Source organism: Tabrizicola fusiformis (assembly GCF_013328815.1).
In the GTDB taxonomy this organism is placed as follows: Bacteria; Pseudomonadota; Alphaproteobacteria; order Rhodobacterales; family Rhodobacteraceae; genus Fuscibacter.
This window is the reverse complement of sequence record NZ_JABUHN010000029.1, coordinates 1-19536: the sequence shown is the minus strand read 5'-3', so window position 1 is coordinate 19536 and position 19536 is coordinate 1. Positions and strand designations below refer to the sequence as shown.

Genomic DNA, 19536 nt, shown 5'->3' with positions numbered 1-19536 from the left:
GTTTCGCTTCATTCAGCGTCTTCCGCTTCGGTGAGGCGGTATCTACGGACCAACGCCAAAACCCGCAAGAGGAAAAAACAGGGTTCGTGACGATTTTTTGTCGGACCCTGCGAGAAACCCAAGTTTTCTTGGGAAATTTTCTTTGACCGGACGGACAGGTTTCCCGGGGTTGCCAATGAAAAGGGCGGCAGAGCCATGTCCTGCCGCCCTTTTCGGGTCGAATCTGTGGATAACTCAAGCGAATCCGGGGGCTTGGTGGGTCACCCGGCCTCCCGCAACCGTCAAAGCGATTCCCGTTGCGCCGATTCTGGTGGGCTCAACCGCTTCGATATCACCGTCGATCAGCACCAGATCGGCCGCCATCCCCGGAACCAGCCGCCCGGTCAGCCCCTCAAGATGGACGGCCCAGGCGCCGCCCGCGGTATAGGCGTGCAGCACCCGGCCCAGCGCCACCCGTTCATCCTGACAGCCCTCATAGGGCGCGCGCGTCAGCGCCGCCTGAATGCCGCGCATCACCGAGACATCGGTGACCGGCCAGTCGCTAGCAAAAGCCAGAGGCGCGCCGTGGTCCGCTAGCGTCTTCCACAGATAGGCGTCGCGCCAGCGGTCACGGTGAAACACCGTCTCCATAGTGGACATCGGGAAATCCATCGCTCCGGGCGGATGCGGCGGCTGCACAGACGCCGTGATGCCCAAGGCCCCCAGACGCGGCACATCGGCCCGGTCGATCAACTCGATATGTTCGATCCGGTGGCGCATATCGCGCAAGCCGTTGGCCTGCCCCGCGGCCTCATAACCGTCGATCGTCTGACGCACCGCGCCGTCGCCGATGGCATGGACGGCGATCTGAAGGCCCCGACGGTCGATCTCGGTGCAGATGGCGTCGAAGCGCTCGGGCGCGAACAGCGGCTCGCCGGTTTCATCGGTGCCGGGATAGGGGTGCAGCATATAGGCGGTGCGGCTGTCCACCACCCCGTCCATGAACATCTTGACGAAGCCCGAGCGGACCCACTCCCCCTGATACTCTGCGGCCATGGCGCTGGCGCGCTCCAGCTCGGACAGCTCCATATGCGGCTTGAAATGGAAGGGCACCACGACGCGGGCGGTCAGGCGGCCTTCTTCCTGCATCTCACGCAAGAGTTCACAGGTATAGCGGTTGCCATCCATGTTCACCATCGAGGTGATGCCATGCGCCGCGCAATGCGCCAGCCCTGCCGCGACCTTCTCTTTGTCGGCGGCGCGGCGCGCGGCATCGGGCCATGGCTCCGGCTCGCCGCCGGTGGCGATGCCAAGTTGCAGATGCGCCTCACCGCCCAGGGCAAGGATCGGGCCGAACGCCTCAAACTCACGCAGTTCGCCGGTGGCGGTGCCATCGGCGCCCATCACCACCACATGGCCATGCGGCATCTCGGCCCCGTGCAGCAGCCCGGCCTCGCGCAGCGCCAGCGTATTGGCCCAGACTGTGTGGTGGTCGGGCGACATCATGGCCAGCGGGCGGTCGGCGATGATCCGGTCCAGATCGTGGCGCGTCACGGGCGCCTCCAGAATCTCATAAGCCGCCCCTTGCGCCATCAGCAGCGGCCGGTCGGGATTGGCCGCCGCATAGGCAAGGAAGGCCGCCTTCAGCGCCTCAAACCCCTCAACCCCGCCAAGTTGCAGTTGCGACAACTCATTGCCGCCCAGGACCAGATGCAGATGGCTTTCGACAAACCCCGGCAGAAGGCTGCGCCCGCCGGCGTCGATCACCCGGGTCTGCGGCCCCGCCAGTGCCTCAACCTCGGCCCGGCTGCCGACGGCAAGGATGCGCCCGGCCGCAACGGCCAAAGCTTCGGCCCGGGGGCGGGCCTCGTCCATCGTCTGCACCCGTGCATTGGTGATGATCAGTTCCGCCGTCATGGCTGCCCGTCCCTTGTTGTCTTCAAATCCCGCGGGAAAGGGGCGTCACCCCTGCCCCCGCTGCTCCGCCACACGCTCGGCCATCACGCAGAGCATCTCGAACATCAGGCTGATGCCAAGCCAGGCCGTGCCGCCCGAAGCATCGAAGGGCGGCGAAACCTCGACCAGATCGGCGCCGACTACATCAAGGCCCTGCAGCCCGCGCGCAACCTGCAACGCCTGCCATGAATTCGGACCGCCCACTTCGGGCGTGCCGGTGCCGGGGGCAAAGGTCGGGTCCACAAAGTCGATGTCATAGGTCACATAGACCGGCCCCGCGCCGACGATGTCGCGCGCCTCGGCCATCACATCATCGGCGCCGCGGGCGTGGAACTCGGCAATCGGAATGATGCGGATGCCATTGGCGGCGGCGAAATCCCAATCCTCACGGCCATAGGCCGTGCCGCGAATGCCGATCAGGCAATAGCGTTTGGGGTCGATCAGCCCCTCTTCGACCGCGCGACGGAAGGGGGTGCCATGGTTATAGCGGCTGCTGCCGAAATAGACATCGTTCAGGTCGGTATGGCTGTCGAACTGGATCATCCCCACCGGGCGGCGCTTGGCCACGGCCCGCAGGATGGGCAGGCTGCACAGATGGTCGCCGCCGCCGGTCAGCGGCCGGATGCCCGCCGCGACCACCCGGTCATAGAACGCCTCCATCCGCGCGAGGCTGTCCATCAGATCGCCGGGGTTGGGCGCCACGTCGCCCAGATCGGCGCAGGCGGCCAATTCAAAGGGGGCCACCCATGTTGCACCATTCTGCGCCCGGATCATGGTGGACAGGTCGCGCAACTGCCGGGGCCCATGGCGCGGGCCGGGGCGATTGGTGGTGCCACCATCCCAGGGCGCGCCGATCAGCCCGATTTCCACCTCGGCAAAGCGGGGGTGGTCAAAGGCCACATGCGGCAGCCGCATGAAGGTCGGCACCCCGGCGAATCGTGGCAGGTCAAAGCCCGAAACCGGCGTAAAGAACCCGTCGTTATTGCCGCCTGTCATTGCCTGCCCTTCCCGCACGGTGATTCCCTGCGGCATCTGATCAAATTCCGCCGCGATTGTAAGTCCCGCCGCGGCGGCTTCTGTCCCCTTCCCGACACCATTCCTTCGCCAGACTTGACCCCGCCGTCGCCTTCGGTCCTTATCGCGGACAAGCTGCCCAGGGATTCCATTGATGTTCTCCAAGACCGACGCCCCCTCTGCCCCCGCCCGTCCTGCCGGTCTGGGCGGCAATACCCGTTCCATCCTCGGGTCCGACCTGAAGATCACCGGCGAGATCACCTCGACCGGCCAGATCGAGGTTATGGGCGAGGTGGATGGCACCATCTCGGCGCAGGGGCTGGTGGTGGGCGGCGAAGGCCGCGTCACCGGCGATGTCGTCGCCGAAACGGTCGAGGTGAAGGGCAAGCTTGACGGCAAGGTCGCCAGCCGCGCCTTCACCCTGCGCGCCGCGGCCCAGGTGGCCGCCGAAGTCAGCTACAGCACGCTGATCATCGAAAGCGGCGCCCAGATCGAAGGGCGGTTCCGCCTGAACAAGGGCTGAGATCGGCAAGGTGCGTGATTTCACGCACCATCCTTGGCCGCAGCGGGCGGGATGGAATAGGTCAGCCCGGCCCGCGCCACCGGCGCCGTCTGCCCTTCGGAAAACACCAGCACATCGCCCACGGCAAGGCTGCGACCCAGTTTCAGCACCCGCGCCTCGGCCACAAGATCAACGCCCGCGGCCGGCTTGCGCATGAAGTCGATCGCGCAATTCGTCGTCACCGCCAGCGCCACCGGCCCGATCCGCGACAGGATCGCCAGATACATCGCCACATCCGCCAGCGCAAAGATCGACGGGCCGGAAACGGTGCCACCGGGGCGCAGATGCCGCCCGGCCACCCGCAGCCGCAGGGCCAGCCCGGCCTCATCCGCCCGTTCCACCGCGAAATCATCGGCCACCTGCCCGAAATCGCGCGCCAGAAACGCCTGCAATTCTGCCGCCGTCATCACAAGAGCCATGCTTCCCCTCCGCCATCTGCGCCCCTAGACTTGCCGAAACCTTGGGAGGAAGGGAATGGCCGATCCGATCCTGTTGCGCGCCGATGAGGGCGCCGTTGCCGTGCTGGTGCTGAATGCGCCGGCCAGTTTCAACGCCCTGTCCGAAGCGATGCTGGCGGCACTGGAAGCGGCGATTGCCGATATCGCCGCCGATCCCGCAATCCGGGTGGTGGTGATCCGTGCAGAAGGCAAGGCGTTCTGCGCGGGCCATGACCTGAAAGAGATGCAGGCCCATCGCGGCGATGCCGATGGCGGGCGCAGCTATTATCAGGCGCTGTTTGACCGTTGCGCCGCGATGATGCAGGCGCTGGCCGCGCTGCCGCAGCCGGTGATCGCCGCGGTGCAGGGCATCGCCACCGCCGCCGGCTGCCAGTTGGTCGCCACCTGCGACATGGCCGTCGCGGCAACCGGCACCCGGTTCGGCGTGAACGGCATCAACATCGGCCTTTTCTGCTCGACCCCCATGGTCGCCCTCACCCGCAAGGTGGCGCCCGCGCTGGCCTTTGAAATGCTCTCGACCGGGGCTTTCATTGACGCAGACCGCGCGCGCGAGGCGGGTCTGGTCAACCGCGTCGTGCCCCCCGAGGCGCTTCTGTCCGAAACGATGGCACTGGCGCGGGCCGTGGCCGCCAAACTGCCCGCCGCGATCCGCACCGGCAAAGCGGGGTTCTACGAACAGGCCGCCCTGCCCTTGGAGCGCGCCTATGCGCTGGCGGGCGCGCGGATGGTGGAGAACATGCTTGACCCCGACACCGACGAAGGCATCTGCGCCTTTCTGGACAAGCGCCCGCCCGGCTGGGCGCCGCGCAGTTAGCCGCGGGTTTGCGGCAGGCATCCCGTCAATCCGGCGGGCAGCACCAGAAGCGCACCGGCCGCATAAAGATCGGCCACCAGCCCGGCGCCACCGCTGACCGTCACACTGTAGGGCCCGGTCGAGGTGACGGCGGCGCCCTGCGGCAGCGCCGCCAGCATTCCGCCGGGCGGCAGAATGGCCAGCGCCGCCGGGGCCTGCCCCGAAAGCCGCATGACCAGCGCCAGCAGGGCAATCCATGCGACCAGAACCACAGGCAGGGCCAGCGCAAGGCGGCGCAGGTCAGTAATCATGGATATGCTCCACCGCCGGGCCAAGGCGCCGCAGCTCTGCCGCCAGATCGGCCACCCGCACCAGCATCAGGTTGCGATAGCCCGGATTGCCCTGCCGCGCCGCCGCATACAGCGCGCTAGGCATCGGCCCATCCGGCGAAATCGCGGTGAACAGGATATCGTCATTGCCCGCGATCTCGACAAAATCGGCACCCTGCGCCGCCCAGAGCCGGGCCAGATCGGTAAAGGCACGGTAGCGCGGGGTTTCCACCTCGATCCCTTCGGGGCGGGTGGCGATCACCTGCACGTCTTCGGCCTGCGCCAGAATCTCGGGCGCAAGGCCGCGCAGGATCACCCGCATCCGCAGCGCATCGGGCTCCATCCCTGCCACCGCCGCCGCGATGACCCGGGCATAGCCCGCCTTGGCCCGGTATTCGAGGCCCAGCGCCAGCCGCCGTTCGGCATTGCGGAACCCCTCTGCGGGCGAAAGTTCCACCCGGTCACGGTCAAAATCCCAGCGATACCACGGCACCTGCTGCAAAAACCGCGCATAATCCGCCGCCTGCCGGGCGGAAACATCATCCAGAAGGGCGCGCTCCGGCCCGCGCAGCCATGTCGCCACCCGGCCCAGCGTCTCTTCATAGGCGGCTTTCATCAGCATTTCGGCGGTAAAGCTGACCCCGATGGTATAGATCATCTGCCGGGTTTCGCCGTCAAAGCCGCCATGCGCGCCGGATGCCTGCGCCAAGGGGCAAAGCGCGCCCCAGAACCCGCCGACTGCAGTGACAAAACCGAAATCCTGCGGGTCGCCCCGGGCGATCACCGCCGCGTAGTCATCATAGGCATGGACGATATGCCATTCGGGATAGGTCATCAGCGTGCGCCCCTCGGGCCGCTGCCATTCGGCGGCAACCAGCGGAGCATAGGGCATCGCCGTGCCCGCGGGACGGCACATCAGCTCGACATAGCCGACCGGGAACAAGAGGCAGAGCAGCAGCACAACGGCTGCAACCACCAGCCGCCGCAGCCAGCGCCACAGGCGCCTCATCGCCGCAACCCCATGGCAAGGGCAAAGCCGCCCAGCGCCAGATGCGGCCCATTGGCAAGGATCTTGAAGCTGAACGGCAGATCCTGCCAGCCCCAGGTGAATATCCCAAGGTCCAGATAGCCCGAGCCGGTCACCAGACCCAGCACCCCATCGGCCAGATAAAGCGCCCCGAAGAGCAGCAGATAAAGCCGCGCCGCCCGCGCCGAAACCACCGCCGCGCCCAGCGCCCAAAGGGCCGAGGCGGCGTGCAGTGCGTCATCATAGATATCAAGCGCAAAGATGCCGAAGGTCAGGCCATCCGCATCCGTCACCCCGGGGATATAGTTCAGCGCCGCCACCAGCGACAGCACCACGAAATAGCCAAGGGCGACGGTTCTGTGCATCGGTTTCCTCACAAGCTGGCGATGTAACGGTCCCAGAGCGCGTTGCGGAACAAAAGCCCCGGATCGACCCGGCGCTTCAGCGCGGCGAATTCTTCGGCCCGGGCATAGCCGGCACGGAACTGTGCCGGGCTGGCATGGGGGCGGTAGGGCAGATAATAGCTGCCGCCGATGCCCTGCACCGCCTCGATCAGGCGGCCGGTCATCCAGGCCATATCCGCTTCACCCCGCAGCGACATCTCCTGACTGAACAGGAGGACCGAGGCGATGCGCGGCCCCTGCGGCGCATAGGACAATAGGGCGGTCTCGTCCCGTTCAACCCAGCGCAGGGTGACATTGAGCAATTCCTGATAGCTGGCGGGAATGATCGCCCGGCAAATGGCAAGGAAATCGCCGAACCGTTCCGGCGCCACGAAATATTCGTGCAGGATATCGGTGCGCGACGGGTCGCGGTCGTCCAGCGTGACCACGGGTTCGTTCATCAGGCTGGACCGGCTTGCGGCGCCGGCCATCCGGGCGCCGATGCCGGTTTCAATCCCCCAGCGCCGCCGCTTGACCCATTCATTGCCCGGCTGCGCCCGGAAGATGGCGCGCGATGCCTTGGCCATCCAGCCCGAACCGCTGGCCGGGGGAATCTCGCCCGCCACCGGCGTCCATGTGCCCAGCATCGCCTCACGGAAGAACCCCGCGCGGTCGATGTTCATGCGGCCATAGGCCATGGGCACCCGCTTGACCGCCGCCGCGAAGGCCGCCGGAAAGTCTTCGGCTGCCATCACCTCGAACCCCGGTTCCAGAAGCTGGTTCGCCGCCGCCTCCACCTCCATTTCGGTGATCAGCCCGATCAGGCCATATCCCCCCATCGCGGCGGCAAAAAGGTCGGCGTTTTCGGTCCGGCTGGCGGTGATATGGCTGCCATCGGCCATAAGCATCTTCACGCTGCGCACGGTCGAACCCATCGGACCAAAGGCGGTGGGCCAGCCGTGGGCGCCCACCGAAAAGGTCGCCGCCACGCCGAAATCGGCATTGGTCTGCATCACTTTGGGCGACAGGCCCAACGGGTCCAGCGCGGCAATCACCTGATACCAGCGCGCCCCGGCATGAACGCGGTAGGTGTCGCCCGACGCCTCGACCAGACCGTTGTCGAAGGTGATCGCATGGCCTTCGCGCGGAATCGACTGCCCGCCCATCGAATGCCGGGCGGCGGCCAGATTGACAGGGCGGCCCGCCGCAGCCGCCTCGCGCAATTCGGCCCGCAGCGCGGCCAGCAACACCTCGCCCGGATCATCTCGCAGCACGATATGGCGAAAGATCGGGGTTTCCGACAAAAGCGAGGCATCGTTCAGCACCGCCGCCCCGCCCTGCGGCACGATCAGCGGCACCCCGTCCAGCACCAGCGCCTGTGGGCCAAAGGCGCGGGCTCCGGCAACACCCAGCGCCGCCCCCGCCCCCACCAGAACCGCCCGCCGCGTGAATGCCATGCCCGCCTCCGCCTTTGCCGCCACGATCCCCCGGGGCGCAACACTCCGCCAGTGGGGAAACCCCCACCCCTCGCAGCCTTGCACGCGCCGGGCGCGGCGCATAGCCCCAACCACCCGGGGCTTTCCCCCGGAGGCGTCCCGCGCTAGGGTGCCGCCATGTTGCGCCCCACCCTTGCCCTTGCCCTGATCCTGCTGTCCGCCTGTGCGCCGCTGCCACAGGTCACCCGCGTTCTGGGCAAGACCGGGCCGACGCCCACGCTTCTGCCGCTGGAGCAGCTTCCGCCCGCCGCAAACCCGGCCGATCCGGGCGCCGGGCTGTCAGGGCAGGCTGCGGCCCTGCGTGGCCGGGCCGCCGCGCTGCGCGCCCGCTGAGGCGACCCCGATACGCAGCCCACGTTGCAACGGGCGCGGCAAACGGCTAACAGCCGTGCCGAACAATCCCGTGGAGAATGCCATGTCCGCCGCCCCGCTTCGCCTTGGTCTTGCCGGTCTGGGGACGGTCGGCATCGGTGTGGTCAAGATCGTGCAGCGCCATGCCGCGCTGATCGCCGCCCGCACCGGGCGCGAGGTGGTGATCACCGCCGTTTCCGCGCGGGACCGCTCGAAAAACCGCGATGCCGACCTCTCGGGTTATGCTTGGGAAACCGATCCGGTGGCGCTGGCCACCCGGGCCGATGTCGATGTCTTCGTCGAGGTGATGGGCGGCCATGAAGGCGCCGCCCGCGCTGCGACCGAGGCGGCGATTGCCGCAGGCAAGGATGTGGTCACCGCCAACAAGGCGCTTTTGGCGCATCACGGCCAGTCGCTTGCGCTGGCGGCCGAGGCGGCGGGCCGGGTGATCCGGTTCGAGGCGGCAGTGGCCGGCGGCATCCCGGTGATCAAGGCCCTGACCGAGGGGCTGGCAGGCAACCAGATCCGCCGGGTGATGGGGGTGATGAACGGCTCGTGCAACTACATCCTGACCCGGATGCAGAACGAAGGGCTGTCCTATCAGGAGGTTTTCGACGCCGCCCAGCAACTGGGCTATCTCGAAGCCGACCCGAATCTGGACGTGGGCGGGATCGACGCGGGCCACAAGCTTTCGCTGCTGGCCGCCATCGCCTTTGGCACCCGGGTCAGCTTTGACGCGGTGGAGCTTGAAGGCATCGGCAATGTCTCGATCGACGATATCCGGCTCGCCGAAGATATGGGCTACCGCATCAAGCTCTTGGGTGTGGCGCAACTGACGGGCCGCGGGCTGGAGCAGCGGATGACACCCTGCCTTGTTCCCGCCGACAGCCCGCTGGGCCAGTTGCAGGGCGGCACCAACATGGTGGTGCTGGAAGGCGACTCGGTCGGCCAGATCGTGCTGCGCGGCCCGGGCGCCGGCGAAGGGCCGACGGCCAGCGCCGTGATGGCCGACGTGATCGACATTGCCCGCGGGCTGCGGTTGCCCACCTTCGGTCAGCCCGCCGCCACGCTGGCCACCCCGGTTGCCGCCCGCACCGCCACGCCCGCGCCTTGGTATCTGCGCATGACGCTGCTCGACAAACCCGGCGCGCTGGCCAAGATCGCCACCTGTCTGGGCGAGGCGGGCGTGTCCATCGACCAGATGCGGCAATATGGCCATCAGGGCGCCAATGCCCCGGTGCTGATCGTGACGCACAAGGCCGCCCGCGACGACATCGACCATGCCATCGGCCGCTTTGCCGGGACCGGCGTTCTGGTCGGCGCCCCGGTGGCCATCCGCATCGAAGAGGTCTGAGCCTTTCCTTGACAGCATCTGCCTTGTCATGGGACGCCTGCGGGGATTTCTCCTTCGGAGGTCCGCATGTTCAAGCCGTTTATTTCAGTCAGCCTTTGTCTTACCCTGATCACGCCGCTGCAGGCCCAAACGCTTCCGGGTGCCGAAGACACGGCCTTCCAAGCGACCCTGACCAGCCTGCTTGCCACGGATGACCCCGCTGCCGTCGCCGCCTTGCGCGATCTGGCCGAAGCGGGGAACACCGCCGCCCTGATCACCCTGCCCTTCGCATTGCTGTGGGTTCCACCAAAAGGAAACCTCAGGGAAAAGAACGCCCAGCGCAGGGTGGACGACATCAATGCCCAAGATGCCGCCGAGAAGGCGCATGAAGCGACTGCGCTCTGGGATGCGGGCAACCTGGAAGATGCGAGCTTTTTGCCAGACCGCGCCGCTGGCCTTCTGGCATTCGGCGAGACCGAGAAGGCATCTTACCTGATCTCAGCCTGGGTCAACCAGACCGGCGGGCGCGGTGACCTGCCACCGCAGCTTCTGACGGAAGATACCCCGGCCATGCTGGGTGCCTTTGCGCTTTACTTTCGGATGCTTGATGCCGTTTACAACAGCGGTTCAGGAAAGGAGGAAGCCGTTCGTCTGATGTCCCTGATGCGGGAAGAAAGACTGCCAGCATGGGTGACCTACGTTCACTTGATGGAAAGCACCCCTGACGTCTTTGACATCATCGGCAACTCGGCCGTCGGCAGCGGCCTTTCTGCCGCAGATGTCGCAGAGCGCATCGAGGACGCTCGCGCAGTCCGTGCCGTCTGGCTCAACCATGATGAAGTCCCGACACCAGCGACGACCGCCGAGCGCGCGCGCCGGGCTCTTGCGGGCAGGGCCGAGCTTCTTCCGGTGACCCGCCTCTGCGAAGCACGTTGTCCGGACAGCATCGCAACCTGTGAGGCCGCTTATCTGGCCTTTCCGGGCAATCAATTCGGCGCCACCACAATCTGGCAGCCCTTTGCCGATGCCTTGGATCCGGTGACATATCTCGCTTCTGATCGGGGGCTGTATTTAATGATCCGGCCGCGAAAAGACCCTGCCGCCGCCGCTGATCGCGCAACGGCCGAGGGAATAGATGCCTGTTACGCCAAGGTTCTTGCGCACTGGGACACGCTCTACTTCGGCCGCTGAAGCACTGTTAGCGCCACCACGCTTGCCGCAGCCCTGACGCCCGGCTAAGGCAAAAGCATCATTTTCAGGAGAGACTCCCCATGGCCGACGCGCAGGATTTTCAAGACCGTATGCTTTCGCTGGGCCTTGCCCGGGTCTCCGAGGCGGCGGCTCTGGCCTCGGCCCGGTTGATCGGGCGCGGCGATGAAAAGGCCGCCGATCAGGCCGCCGTCAATGCGATGCGCGACCAGTTGAACCTGCTCGACATCGCCGGTGTGGTGGTGATCGGCGAAGGCGAACGCGACGAAGCTCCGATGCTCTTCATCGGCGAAGAGGTCGGCACCGGCAAAGGCCCGGCGGTGGACATCGCACTTGACCCGCTGGAAGGCACCACGCTGACCGCCAAGGACATGCCCAACGCCCTGACCGTGATCGCCATGGCGCCGCGCGGCACCCTGCTGCACGCCCCCGACGTCTATATGGACAAGCTGGCCATCGGCCCCGGCTTCCGCCCCGGCACGGTCACCATGACCATGACCCCTTCCGAGCGGGTCTCGGCCCTTGCCGCCGCCAAAGGGGTTTCGACCGAGGATATCACCGTCTGCGTTCTGGAGCGCCCCCGGCATGAGGCGATGATCAAGGAAATCCGCTCGACCGGCGCCTCGATCCGGCTGATCACCGATGGCGACGTGGCCGGCGTGATGCATTGCGCCGAACCGGATCAGACCGGGATCGACATGTATATGGGTTCGGGCGGCGCACCCGAAGGGGTGCTGGCAGCGGCGGCGCTGAAATGCATGGGCGGCCAGTTCTTTGGCAAGCTGTTGTTCCGCAACGATGACGAGCGCGGGCGGGCCACCAAGGCCGGGATCGTGAACTTTGACCGGGTTTACACCCGCGACGATCTGGTGCGCGGCGATGTGATCTTTGCCGCGACCGGCGTGACCTCTGGTTCGCTGCTGCGCGGGATTCAGCGGGAACCCGGCTGGGTGACGATGGAGACGATCCTGATGCGCTCGAAAACCGGATCGGTCCGCCGCATCCAGTATCGCACGCCGGTCAAGTAAACACGCAAGTCAGGCACGCACTGGTCAAAGCCCTTGCGCGGCGGGCCGCGCTGGGGCATCCCCCGGATATGACCCGCGCCTTTCTCAATGTCGAATGCTCGCTGACCGGGCGCCGCTGGACCGGCCCCGGCATTGAAGCCGAGCGTCTGGCCGAAGCGATGGCGCAGACCACCCGCCTGCCGCTTGCGCTGTGTCAGACGCTGGTTGCCCGTGGCGTGACCCCGGCCGAGGCGCCGGGCTTTCTCGCCCCCCAACTGCGCGATCTCTTGCCCGACCCGCTGTCGCTGCGCGACATGGGCGCCGCCGCCGCCCGCTTCCTTCAAGCGCTGCAAAACCGTCAACGCATTGCGATCTTTGCCGATTATGACGTGGACGGCGGCGCCTCCGCCGCGCTGCTGATCGTCTGGCTGCGGGCGATGGGCGCGCAGGCCACACTTTATATTCCCGACCGGATTGATGAAGGTTATGGCCCCAATGTCGCCGCCATGCAGGCGCTTGGCGCCGCGCATGACCTGATCCTCTGCGTCGATTGCGGCACCCTCAGCCATGAACCGATTGCCGCGGCGGGCTGTGACGTGGTGGTGCTGGACCACCACCTTGGCGCCGAGACGCTGCCCCCCGCGCTGGCCGTGGTGAACCCCAACCGGCAGGACGAAAGCGGCGACCTTGCGCATCTCTGCGCCGCCTCGGTCGTCTTTCTGATGCTGGTCGAAGCCAATCGGCAACTCCGCGCCACCGGCACCCAAGGCCCCGACCTGATGGCGATGCTCGACCTTGTTGCGCTGGCCACCGTGGCCGATGTGGCGCCGCTGATCGGCGTCAACCGCGCGCTGGTGCGGCAGGGGTTAAAGGTGATGGCCCGGCGCGAGCGGGTCGGCCTTCGTGCGCTGGCCGATGTGGCGCGGATGGATCAGGCGCCTTCGGCCTATGCGCTGGGGTTCGTGCTGGGACCACGGGTGAACGCCGGGGGGCGGATCGGTCAGGCCGATCTTGGCGCGCGGCTGCTGGCCACCGACAACCCGGCCGAGGCTGCCGCCCTTGCCGCCCGACTGGACCAGCTCAACACCGAGCGGCGCGAGATCGAGACACGCGTGCGCGATGAGGCGATGGCACAGGCCGAGGCGCGCGGGTTTGACGCCCCGCTGGTCTGGGCCGCCGCCGAAGGCTGGCATCCCGGGGTGGTGGGCATCGTCGCCTCGCGCCTAAAAGAGGCGGCGCATCGACCCGCCGTGGTGATCGGGTTTGAGGATGGCATCGGCAAAGGCTCGGGCCGGTCGGTGTCGGGGGTGGACCTTGGCGCGGCGGTGCAGCGGCTGGCGGCAGAGGGGCTTTTGATCAAGGGCGGCGGCCACAAGATGGCCGCGGGCCTGACCGTGGCACAGGACCGGGTGCAGGCGGCCATGGCGCGGCTGTCCGAGCTGCTGGCCCGGCAGGGCGCAGGCAGCGAAGGCCCGGGTGACCTGCGGCTCGACAGCCTGCTGATGCCGGGCGCCGCGACGCCGGAACTGGTGGAACAGATCGAGGCGGCTGGCCCCTTCGGTGCGCAGGCCCCCGCCCCCCGCTTTGCCTTTGCCGATGTCGCGGTCAGCGCGCGGCGGATGGGCGACAAGCACCTGCGCCTGACCTTGGGCGACGGCACCTCGTCCCGGCTTGAGGCGGTGGCCTTCGGCGCCTTCGACGGCCCGCTTGGCCCGGCCTTGGAGCAAACCGGCCACCGCCGGGTGCATCTGGCAGGCCGGCTGGAGCTGAACCACTGGGGCGGCCGCACCAAAGTCCAGCTTCGGCTGGAAGATGCGGCAATCGCGTGATTTTCCCTCTTGCGCCCCGCCGCACAGGGCAATAAACACCGCTCCACCGACAGCGTGGCCCGTTCGTCTATCGGTTAGGACACCTGGTTTTCAACCAGGTAAGAGGGGTTCGACTCCCCTACGGGCTGCCACTTCTTCATTTTTTCGCCTTCCTTTCAATAGGTTGCGACACCCTCGTGTCCAACCCATCCGAAAGGTTGGACAAGTTTCGTTCCGCTTCTGTGCTGGACAACCCGACAAACCCGCTATCGGCAAGCCGTGATCGATCCGCCTTTTTGGTGTAGGTCGCGCCTTCCTTGTTGGTCTTGTGGGCCATCACGGCGCGGATTTCATCGGGTGACTTGCCCGCGTTCGCCATCAAGGTTGCAAGCGACTTTCGCAGCCCATGCGCCGAACAAAGCGGGTTGCCTGCGGCCTTGCACTGATCCTTGAACCAGTTGCCCAAAGTCGTCGGCTTGTAGGCCAAGCCGTCGCCATGCGTGACGAACAGAAACTGGTCACGCGGGACATTGGCCAGTTCTGCGGCAAGTTCTTCGTGGATCGGCAGATCGGCCCCAATTCCCGTCTTGCCGCGCCTGTAGGTGATCCGATCACCCTGCACATTGCACCAGCCCATCGCCGCCACGTCTTGCCGAGACGCGCCCGTCCAGAGGAACAGCATCATCGCCAGCCGGGCCTTGCTGCCCGTCGGATGGTGTTCCTTGAATCGGGCAATCTCTTGATCGGTCCAAGTGTGATAGCCGTCGGCGTTTTCCTTGCGCCTGTCAGCGTATCGGGCCGGGTTGAACGTCACACCCATTTCCCGCTTGATCGCAAAGTTAAACAGCATGGACAGGTTCTTCTTGACCGTGTTCGCAGCGGTCGGGCCAGACTTCTTGCCCATAAGCGCTTCGACGTGCTGGGTGCCAAACTTCGCAAAGGGCAGATCGCCCGCGACGCCGCGCAACCAGTCCAATTCGCCCCGGATGCTGCGCTTGCGGCTTTCCGACAGGTTTCGATACTTCGGACTGGCCAAATACTGCTCGATCAGCCAAGCCAAGGTGCCTTGGGGCGTTGTGCTGCGGTTCGGTGACTTCGCGCCCTCAATCGCCGCGTTATAGGCCGCACGGAACGCGACAGCGCCATACGGCCCCGGCAAATAGCAAGTGAAGCCCTTACTTCGAAACCGGAAACGGGTTTGGCCGTGCCGATCCACGATCCGGGTCACACCGGGGTAAGGGTTCTTGCGTCGGATCATTTCAACAGCCTGTCACAAGGGTTGGTCACGGTTGAAGTTTCGGACTCGCCTTGGAAGATGACGTGAGTTCCATCAGGCTTCACTTCAACTCTGCCGCCCTCATTGCCAGCGGCTTTCATCGCCTTGAGATAGCGAGTCAGTTCGGACTGTTTCAGAAGTGCGGGACGGTTTGCCATCACATACCTTTAGAGGTTGAAAAGTTGATATTGCCGGGTCGGGGCGCAGAGGCGCGGCGGATACGGGTTTCCAGATCGGCAAGAGCGTTCGCCATCTCGGCGTCGCTGCCATATTCAACCCGCTTGCCCTCAAACATGACGACTCGTGTTGCACTTGCGCGCGCCCTGATCAGGGCGTCGCGCAGGGTTTCCAGTTCGGTCGGATCGATAGCCATCAGCCGTTCCGATACCAACCGCGATGGTCGATCCATGCAGCGCCAAAGTCCAAGCGGACCTTGATCATCATGGCGTCAACCTCGAAGGCGACGGTCGTTTCCACCTGCGGGCCGGGTGCGCCTTCAAGATAGGCGTATTCCAGACCGTCGATGTTCGCGGGGTCCGCCGCCAGATACCATTGCGTCGCATTGGTCAGGCGGGGTTCCACCAGAAGCGACAGCTTGGCGAAGGGGTTCACGTCGTTGACAGCCGTCGCGTTCAGCGTGGTCAGCAACTGTTCCCCGATGGTTTCGTATTCGGGCGGCACGATCAGATAGCGGGGCGCGGCATTGATCGGCATCCCGTTTGCCGAAGTCTGTTTCCGCATCCGAACCCGCCCGGCGTTCAGGCTGGTGACGCTTGGCGCGGACGCCGCGTCAAGGTTGCCGTGGCCAGCGACGAACACCGCCAGACCGTCGCCCATGATCGGGTTGCTGGTCAGGGCGGTGACAAGCTGCGAGTTCTCGAATTCACGCGCGGCGATGCCCATGCGGCGGCTGAAGTCTGCAAGTGCGTTCAGATCATCGTTGATCCACATTTGGCGCGTGTAGGGGATCATGCTGCCGAAGGTTTGCAGGGTGTTCGTATTGGCCGACTCGGCAACCGAACCCATCGGATATTCGCCACCTTCCAGAACCCGACGAAGGGCCGGGGCATCGCCAAGCATATACTTGGTCTGCACCTTGAAGTTCGGATACTGCGTCTGGCGCGCAGCGGGGCGCAGACCGGACGGGGCGGCGTCATAGGCGGTGCGAAGGCTGCGCCCGGCGCTATCGCCAAGGATGCCCGCCAGATCGCCCGTGACCATGCTGCCCGCGCGGGTGAACACCTGCGCGTCGGACACGCCCTGCACCGTCTGGCCATGCCGCTTCATGACTTCCCGCACCACGTCGGGCAGGCGCATGTTCGCATACTGGCGCGCCGGGGCAGACAGTTCATGCGCCGGGTTCATCCGGGCGTGGATCGCTTCCCCGACACGCGACGCGAAAACCGCCGGGTCGTTGTGGTCGAACGTGATCTGCGCCGTGGTGCGGGTGCGGGTCTGCGATTGCCGCTGCGCCATCGCGGCGAAGGCGACTTCCCGCGCGGCTTCCGGCGTCGATCTGCGCGTCGGTCCAAGCCCGGTCCAGCCCCGCCAGCTCGGCGATGCTGCGAATTTCGGTGTTCATTTCAGCGCGGGTTTGCACCTGCACTTCGTTTTCGGTGGTCGGCATGGTGACTTCTCCATTTCTGAAATGTGCGCCGGGATCGGCGGGAACGGGAACGATGGACACTTCAATCGGCGTCCATCGGGTCGCAGTGCGAACCCGCTTGGTGCCGTCTTTGGCTTCGCGGGTCTGTTCAATCGTGTAGCCAATCGACAGCCCGCGCAGGGTGCCGTTGGCAACGTCGGTCATCACGGCTTGCGCCTGGGTGGATTCGCGGAACCGGATCACCACAAGCAAGCCTTCGGACGTCATGCGCGCCGCCTCGATCATGCCCAACTGATCGCGGGTCGTGTCGCGGCGGCGCCCATCCAGCACCGGGGCACCGACAAGCCGCGCCAGATCGACGCCGCGCAGGTCCAGAACCTCGGTATAGCCGGGCCGGGCAACCGCTGCCCCGGTCGAAACGATTGCCTCAATCGTCCGGGCTTCGGCGTTGAAGGTGGCGGGGCGCATGTTCGCGGCCCGAAGGTGAATGGTCATGGCTTCGGTTCCCGGTTGTCAGCGGATCGCGCCGTCAAGCAGCACCTGCCCCACCGTGTCCGCCGCAAGGGCAGCGGCGAAGGCGGCACCGATCATCTTGTTCGTGCCAACCGTGGTGGTCACGGCGCGGGTGGCGTTGTCCCAATACAGGTTCTGGCCAAGGGTCCAAGCCTGCGCGGCGGTCTTGGTCAGGGTGAAAACGCCCTGGCGGACAAGAACTACGTCGGCACTGATCACAGCGGCACCTTGGGCGACGCCGATGATCGAACCGACTTGTGCCACCTGCCCCGAAGTCAGGGCATAGGGCGCGGGCAGCGTGACGTTGTTGCCCGAATAGAGGGAATTTCGCATTTCAGACTCCTGTGGGTTTGGTTGCGCGGGCGAACGTGTCTGCCGCGATTTCTTCGTCCAGTTCTTCGATATCGCGGCCACGTCCTGCGACCACTTCAGCGCGGGATTTCAAGCCCGCTTCAATGGCGCGGATTTCGGAATTCGCTTCCTTCAGCGGGTCCACCCATTGCCAGCCGGGGGCCACGAATTTGACGGCGCGATAATCGGCCAATTCGGCTTCGCTTGCGCCGATTTCGCCCGCCAATGCCTTGGCGTCGATCCAGCGCCGCCAAAGCGGGCGCAGCAACTGCGCTTCGATCAGGGTGCGTTGCAGCATTTCGGCGCGACGGCGGAATTCCAGCAAGCCGACGCGGGCGCTTGAATAGTTGGTGCCCGACAGATCGCCCGTCACCTGTTCATAGGTCAGCCCGACACCGACGGCGATTTCGCGTTGCTGGCCTTTCACGAATTCAACGGCCTGCGACAGACCTTGGCCGGGCTGCGAGAATTCAACCTCTGCACCGAAGGGCAGAACGCGCATAGCGCCCGGTTCAAGGCTCACATTCAAATTGCCGTCGGTTGACTCGAACCCCGCCGTGCCGCCTTCGGCGTCGCGCACAAAGCCCGTCATCAGGCTTTGCACCTTCAGCGTCATCAGCATGGCGTCGGACGCGGCGTCAAAATCCGCCAGTTTCAGCAGCACCGGGGCAAGCCATGAAATGCCGCGCACCTGTCCGGGGAAAAGCTGGTCAAAGACGTGTAGCACTTCGCGCGCCGGAACCCGCACCGCCTGCCCGATCATCCCGAACGGGGTTCCGGCGGCATCAGGCAGAATATAATAGGCGACGATCCGGTCGCTTGCGTCAAACTCCACCCCGGCAACGATGCGCGCGCCGTCGCCAAGGTCGCGGGTTAGGGACGGGTCGATCTGGTCGGCGGGCAGCGCCAAGGAACCAAACGCTGCCCGTCCTGATCCGTCGGCGTCGCTGCCACCTACGGATGTTCTGATAAAGGACTCACCGTCGCGCACCAAGGCGCGCACCGCGACTGGCAACAACGCCAGCATCTGCCCTTCAAACTCATTGTTCAGCGTCCGCCGCGTTGCCGGGTCCGGGTGCTGCGAAAGCGCCTGCCAGCCCTTGCCAGCGAGTGCCGCAAGCCAAGTCTCCACGATCCGCGCCGCCGTCGGGTTGTTCATGGACAGCGCCGCCGCACGGGCCTTGGTTGGCGCGCGGGCCGCAAGGATCGACGCTTGCGGCGCGTTCATCATGGGCGAACCCTGCCAGCGCCGCCCGCCGCCGCCAGCTTCGATCTGGCGTCTGTGTGTCGGTCCTGTGAACCGTGACAAAATGCGGGAAAGAACGGTCAAACCGGAATCTCCGAAAAGTCGCTGCCTTCCGGCAGACCAAGCGCTTCGGCCCGAACACGGACAAAGTTCGCCGCGCGGGTGACGTTCACCATGAAGACGCGAATGATTTGCTTGCGTTGCCGCGTCACCGAGTCAGTCCGGCGCTCTTCCAACCAAGCCGGAAGCTGTTCAAGTTCGCAGGCAATCCATTCAGAATGACGCAAGGTCTCGCCGTCGCGTCCGGGTTCTTCGTAAACGACGACACCAAGATACCAGTCGCGCGGTTCGATCTGGTTCAACGGGTGCCGGGGAAACTTGGTCATGGCGTTGAAGACGACGGACACTGCATAGGAAGGACCCAAGCCCGCCATTGTAGAGGCTTCGTCCCCTTCACCTCCTAGCAGGTCAAGCAGCAGCCGAAGGCGGAACGCATGGTCAAGCGTGTAGTTCGAACCGCCAAGGTTCTGATCTGCGACAAAGGGAAGCTGGTGGCGCTGGTTCAAGACCTTGTAGCGAGCAAAGTCGATGTCGGCACAGTAGAGGAAAGCAGAGCGTTTCATGTGGGAATCCCAAAGGTATCATCCGATACCCTTATGGCTCGTGAATCAAAGGGTGTCAACCGATACCTGTCTTCTTGAGAGCGAACGGCTACCGCTCGAAGCAGCCGACGGAAGGAGAAACTGACGGCAAAGGTCTAGGGTCAGGACTCACAACCAATAGATGACAGTCGCGGCGAGGGCGCAGGCGGAGAGGAAGAGGATCGGGCAGCGGTCGTA

General features: G+C 65.6%; 22 protein-coding genes and 1 tRNA gene. 8 read left to right on the top strand and 15 right to left on the bottom strand.

Translation table 11 applies throughout. The annotated features are described in order from the left end of the window. Nucleotides 1-234: 234 nt before the first annotated feature. Together HS053_RS21475 and HS053_RS21470 are read right to left on the bottom strand one after the other, a co-directional pair. Nucleotides 235-1896, bottom strand: a complete 1662-nt coding sequence (locus tag HS053_RS21475) for an amidohydrolase (RefSeq protein ID WP_174213282.1) — start codon at nt 1894-1896, stop codon at nt 235-237. Between the two features lie 45 nt (nt 1897-1941). Then, nucleotides 1942-2931: an agmatinase gene (locus tag HS053_RS21470; RefSeq protein ID WP_174213281.1), complete on the bottom strand. Its 990-nt coding sequence runs from the start codon at nt 2929-2931 to the stop codon at nt 1942-1944. Nucleotides 2932-3103: 172 nt separating this feature from the next. Here HS053_RS21470 and HS053_RS21465 point away from each other — a divergent pair, with 172 nt between their 5' ends. Further along, entirely contained in the window at nt 3104-3472 is a 369-nt protein-coding gene (locus HS053_RS21465) for a bactofilin family protein (protein ID WP_174213280.1), read from the top strand. Nucleotides 3473-3492: 20 nt separating this feature from the next. On the opposite strand, the gene HS053_RS21460 is transcribed toward HS053_RS21465, so the two are convergent. Beyond that, a complete protein-coding gene (locus HS053_RS21460) occupies nt 3493-3930 on the bottom strand; it encodes a PaaI family thioesterase (RefSeq protein WP_174213279.1) in 438 nt (145 codons plus the stop codon). Between the two features lie 55 nt (nt 3931-3985). Here HS053_RS21460 and HS053_RS21455 point away from each other — a divergent pair, with 55 nt between their 5' ends. Continuing rightward, nucleotides 3986-4783 carry an enoyl-CoA hydratase gene (locus HS053_RS21455; RefSeq protein ID WP_174213278.1) on the top strand — a complete coding sequence of 266 codons (798 nt, stop codon included), beginning with the start codon at nt 3986-3988 and terminating at the stop codon, nt 4781-4783. Here the strand turns inward: HS053_RS21455 and HS053_RS21450 are convergent. The 4 genes from HS053_RS21450 to HS053_RS21435 are packed head-to-tail and all read right to left on the bottom strand — an operon-like array spanning nt 4780 to nt 7958. After that, on the bottom strand, nt 4780-5073 hold the full coding sequence (locus HS053_RS21450; protein ID WP_174213277.1) for a hypothetical protein: 294 nt from the start codon (nt 5071-5073) through the stop codon (nt 4780-4782). The genes HS053_RS21455 and HS053_RS21450 overlap by 4 nt on opposite strands. Next, nucleotides 5063-6100: a hypothetical protein gene (locus HS053_RS21445; RefSeq protein ID WP_174213276.1), complete on the bottom strand. Its 1038-nt coding sequence runs from the start codon at nt 6098-6100 to the stop codon at nt 5063-5065. Before HS053_RS21445 ends, HS053_RS21450 begins: the two co-directional genes overlap by 11 nt. Beyond that, nucleotides 6097-6483, bottom strand: a complete 387-nt coding sequence (locus HS053_RS21440; protein WP_174213275.1) for a hypothetical protein — start codon at nt 6481-6483, stop codon at nt 6097-6099. The genes HS053_RS21445 and HS053_RS21440 overlap by 4 nt, the downstream gene beginning before the upstream one ends. A gap of 8 nt (nt 6484-6491) precedes the next feature. Further along, nucleotides 6492-7958, bottom strand: coding sequence for an FAD-binding protein (locus HS053_RS21435; RefSeq protein WP_174213274.1), 1467 nt, complete (start codon nt 7956-7958; stop codon nt 6492-6494). A gap of 156 nt (nt 7959-8114) precedes the next feature. Between HS053_RS21435 and HS053_RS21430 the strand changes: the two genes are divergently transcribed. From HS053_RS21430 to HS053_RS21405, 6 genes are all read left to right on the top strand, one after another. Next, nucleotides 8115-8330: a hypothetical protein gene (locus HS053_RS21430; RefSeq protein ID WP_174213273.1), complete on the top strand. Its 216-nt coding sequence runs from the start codon at nt 8115-8117 to the stop codon at nt 8328-8330. An 82-nt stretch (nt 8331-8412) separates the two neighbouring features. Further along, nucleotides 8413-9702, top strand: a complete 1290-nt coding sequence (locus tag HS053_RS21425; protein ID WP_174213272.1) for a homoserine dehydrogenase — start codon at nt 8413-8415, stop codon at nt 9700-9702. 66 nt (nt 9703-9768) lie between these two features. Then, on the top strand, nt 9769-10872 hold the full coding sequence (locus tag HS053_RS21420; RefSeq protein WP_174213271.1) for a hypothetical protein: 1104 nt from the start codon (nt 9769-9771) through the stop codon (nt 10870-10872). A gap of 80 nt (nt 10873-10952) precedes the next feature. Next, nucleotides 10953-11918, top strand: a complete 966-nt coding sequence (gene glpX / locus HS053_RS21415) for a class II fructose-bisphosphatase (RefSeq protein ID WP_174213270.1) — start codon at nt 10953-10955, stop codon at nt 11916-11918. Nucleotides 11919-11986: 68 nt separating this feature from the next. Next, nucleotides 11987-13726, top strand: a complete 1740-nt coding sequence (gene recJ / locus HS053_RS21410; RefSeq protein WP_174213269.1) for a single-stranded-DNA-specific exonuclease RecJ — start codon at nt 11987-11989, stop codon at nt 13724-13726. A 56-nt stretch (nt 13727-13782) separates the two neighbouring features. Next, a tRNA-Glu gene (locus HS053_RS21405) sits at nt 13783-13857 on the top strand. Nucleotides 13858-13862: 5 nt separating this feature from the next. Here the strand turns inward: HS053_RS21405 and HS053_RS21400 are convergent. From HS053_RS21400 to HS053_RS21370, 8 genes are all read right to left on the bottom strand, one after another. After that, complete coding sequence (locus HS053_RS21400; RefSeq protein WP_174213268.1) at nt 13863-14963, bottom strand: tyrosine-type recombinase/integrase; 1101 nt, start codon at nt 14961-14963, stop codon at nt 13863-13865. Next, a complete protein-coding gene (locus HS053_RS21395) occupies nt 14960-15139 on the bottom strand; it encodes a hypothetical protein (protein ID WP_174213267.1) in 180 nt (59 codons plus the stop codon). The genes HS053_RS21400 and HS053_RS21395 overlap by 4 nt, the downstream gene beginning before the upstream one ends. After that, on the bottom strand, nt 15139-15354 hold the full coding sequence (locus HS053_RS21390; RefSeq protein ID WP_174213266.1) for a phage head-tail joining protein: 216 nt from the start codon (nt 15352-15354) through the stop codon (nt 15139-15141). The genes HS053_RS21395 and HS053_RS21390 overlap by 1 nt, the downstream gene beginning before the upstream one ends. Continuing rightward, on the bottom strand, nt 15354-16202 hold the full coding sequence (locus HS053_RS22645; protein WP_458358915.1) for a phage major capsid protein: 849 nt from the start codon (nt 16200-16202) through the stop codon (nt 15354-15356). Before HS053_RS22645 ends, HS053_RS21390 begins: the two co-directional genes overlap by 1 nt. A 127-nt stretch (nt 16203-16329) precedes the next feature. Further along, nucleotides 16330-17055 (bottom strand): HK97 family phage prohead protease, encoded by a 726-nt coding sequence (locus HS053_RS22450; RefSeq protein ID WP_241699979.1) that lies wholly within the window; start codon nt 17053-17055, stop codon nt 16330-16332. Between the two features lie 45 nt (nt 17056-17100). Beyond that, the gene (locus HS053_RS21380) at nt 17101-17433 is read right to left on the bottom strand and encodes a DUF2190 family protein (RefSeq protein WP_174213265.1); all 333 of its coding nucleotides are present in this window, start codon (nt 17431-17433) and stop codon (nt 17101-17103) included. 1 nt (nt 17434) lies between these two features. Next, complete coding sequence (locus HS053_RS21375) at nt 17435-18682, bottom strand: phage portal protein (protein ID WP_241699978.1); 1248 nt, start codon at nt 18680-18682, stop codon at nt 17435-17437. Nucleotides 18683-18777: 95 nt separating this feature from the next. Further along, on the bottom strand, nt 18778-19320 hold the full coding sequence (locus HS053_RS21370; protein ID WP_174213263.1) for a hypothetical protein: 543 nt from the start codon (nt 19318-19320) through the stop codon (nt 18778-18780). Between the last annotated feature and the right edge of the window lie 216 nt (nt 19321-19536).

Excerpts from the sequence above, each read along its gene's own strand:
- HS053_RS21460 (WP_174213279.1), bottom strand. The coding sequence starts at position 3,930 with ATGGCTCTTGTGATGACGGCGGCAGAATTGCAGGCGTTTCTGGCGCGC.
- HS053_RS22450 (WP_241699979.1), bottom strand. The coding sequence starts at position 17,055 with ATGCGCCCCGCCACCTTCAACGCCGAAGCCCGGACGATTGAGGCAATC.
- HS053_RS21470 (WP_174213281.1), bottom strand. The coding sequence starts at position 2,931 with ATGACAGGCGGCAATAACGACGGGTTCTTTACGCCGGTTTCGGGCTTT.
- HS053_RS21395 (WP_174213267.1), bottom strand. The coding sequence starts at position 15,139 with ATGGCAAACCGTCCCGCACTTCTGAAACAGTCCGAACTGACTCGCTAT.
- HS053_RS22645 (WP_458358915.1), bottom strand. The coding sequence starts at position 16,202 with ATGGTCACGGGCGATCTGGCGGGCATCCTTGGCGATAGCGCCGGGCGC.
- HS053_RS21465 (WP_174213280.1), top strand. The coding sequence starts at position 3,104 with ATGTTCTCCAAGACCGACGCCCCCTCTGCCCCCGCCCGTCCTGCCGGT.
- HS053_RS21425 (WP_174213272.1), top strand. The coding sequence starts at position 8,413 with ATGTCCGCCGCCCCGCTTCGCCTTGGTCTTGCCGGTCTGGGGACGGTC.
- HS053_RS21380 (WP_174213265.1), bottom strand. The coding sequence starts at position 17,433 with ATGCGAAATTCCCTCTATTCGGGCAACAACGTCACGCTGCCCGCGCCC.
- HS053_RS21440 (WP_174213275.1), bottom strand. The coding sequence starts at position 6,483 with ATGCACAGAACCGTCGCCCTTGGCTATTTCGTGGTGCTGTCGCTGGTG.
- HS053_RS21430 (WP_174213273.1), top strand. The coding sequence starts at position 8,115 with ATGTTGCGCCCCACCCTTGCCCTTGCCCTGATCCTGCTGTCCGCCTGT.
- HS053_RS21420 (WP_174213271.1), top strand. The coding sequence starts at position 9,769 with ATGTTCAAGCCGTTTATTTCAGTCAGCCTTTGTCTTACCCTGATCACG.
- glpX (WP_174213270.1), top strand. The coding sequence starts at position 10,953 with ATGGCCGACGCGCAGGATTTTCAAGACCGTATGCTTTCGCTGGGCCTT.
- HS053_RS21400 (WP_174213268.1), bottom strand. The coding sequence starts at position 14,963 with ATGATCCGACGCAAGAACCCTTACCCCGGTGTGACCCGGATCGTGGAT.
- HS053_RS21370 (WP_174213263.1), bottom strand. The coding sequence starts at position 19,320 with ATGAAACGCTCTGCTTTCCTCTACTGTGCCGACATCGACTTTGCTCGC.
- HS053_RS21390 (WP_174213266.1), bottom strand. The coding sequence starts at position 15,354 with ATGGCTATCGATCCGACCGAACTGGAAACCCTGCGCGACGCCCTGATC.
- HS053_RS21475 (WP_174213282.1), bottom strand. The coding sequence starts at position 1,896 with ATGACGGCGGAACTGATCATCACCAATGCACGGGTGCAGACGATGGAC.
- recJ (WP_174213269.1), top strand. The coding sequence starts at position 11,987 with ATGACCCGCGCCTTTCTCAATGTCGAATGCTCGCTGACCGGGCGCCGC.
- HS053_RS21445 (WP_174213276.1), bottom strand. The coding sequence starts at position 6,100 with ATGAGGCGCCTGTGGCGCTGGCTGCGGCGGCTGGTGGTTGCAGCCGTT.
- HS053_RS21375 (WP_241699978.1), bottom strand. The coding sequence starts at position 18,682 with ATGATGAACGCGCCGCAAGCGTCGATCCTTGCGGCCCGCGCGCCAACC.
- HS053_RS21450 (WP_174213277.1), bottom strand. The coding sequence starts at position 5,073 with ATGATTACTGACCTGCGCCGCCTTGCGCTGGCCCTGCCTGTGGTTCTG.
- HS053_RS21435 (WP_174213274.1), bottom strand. The coding sequence starts at position 7,958 with ATGGCATTCACGCGGCGGGCGGTTCTGGTGGGGGCGGGGGCGGCGCTG.
- HS053_RS21455 (WP_174213278.1), top strand. The coding sequence starts at position 3,986 with ATGGCCGATCCGATCCTGTTGCGCGCCGATGAGGGCGCCGTTGCCGTG.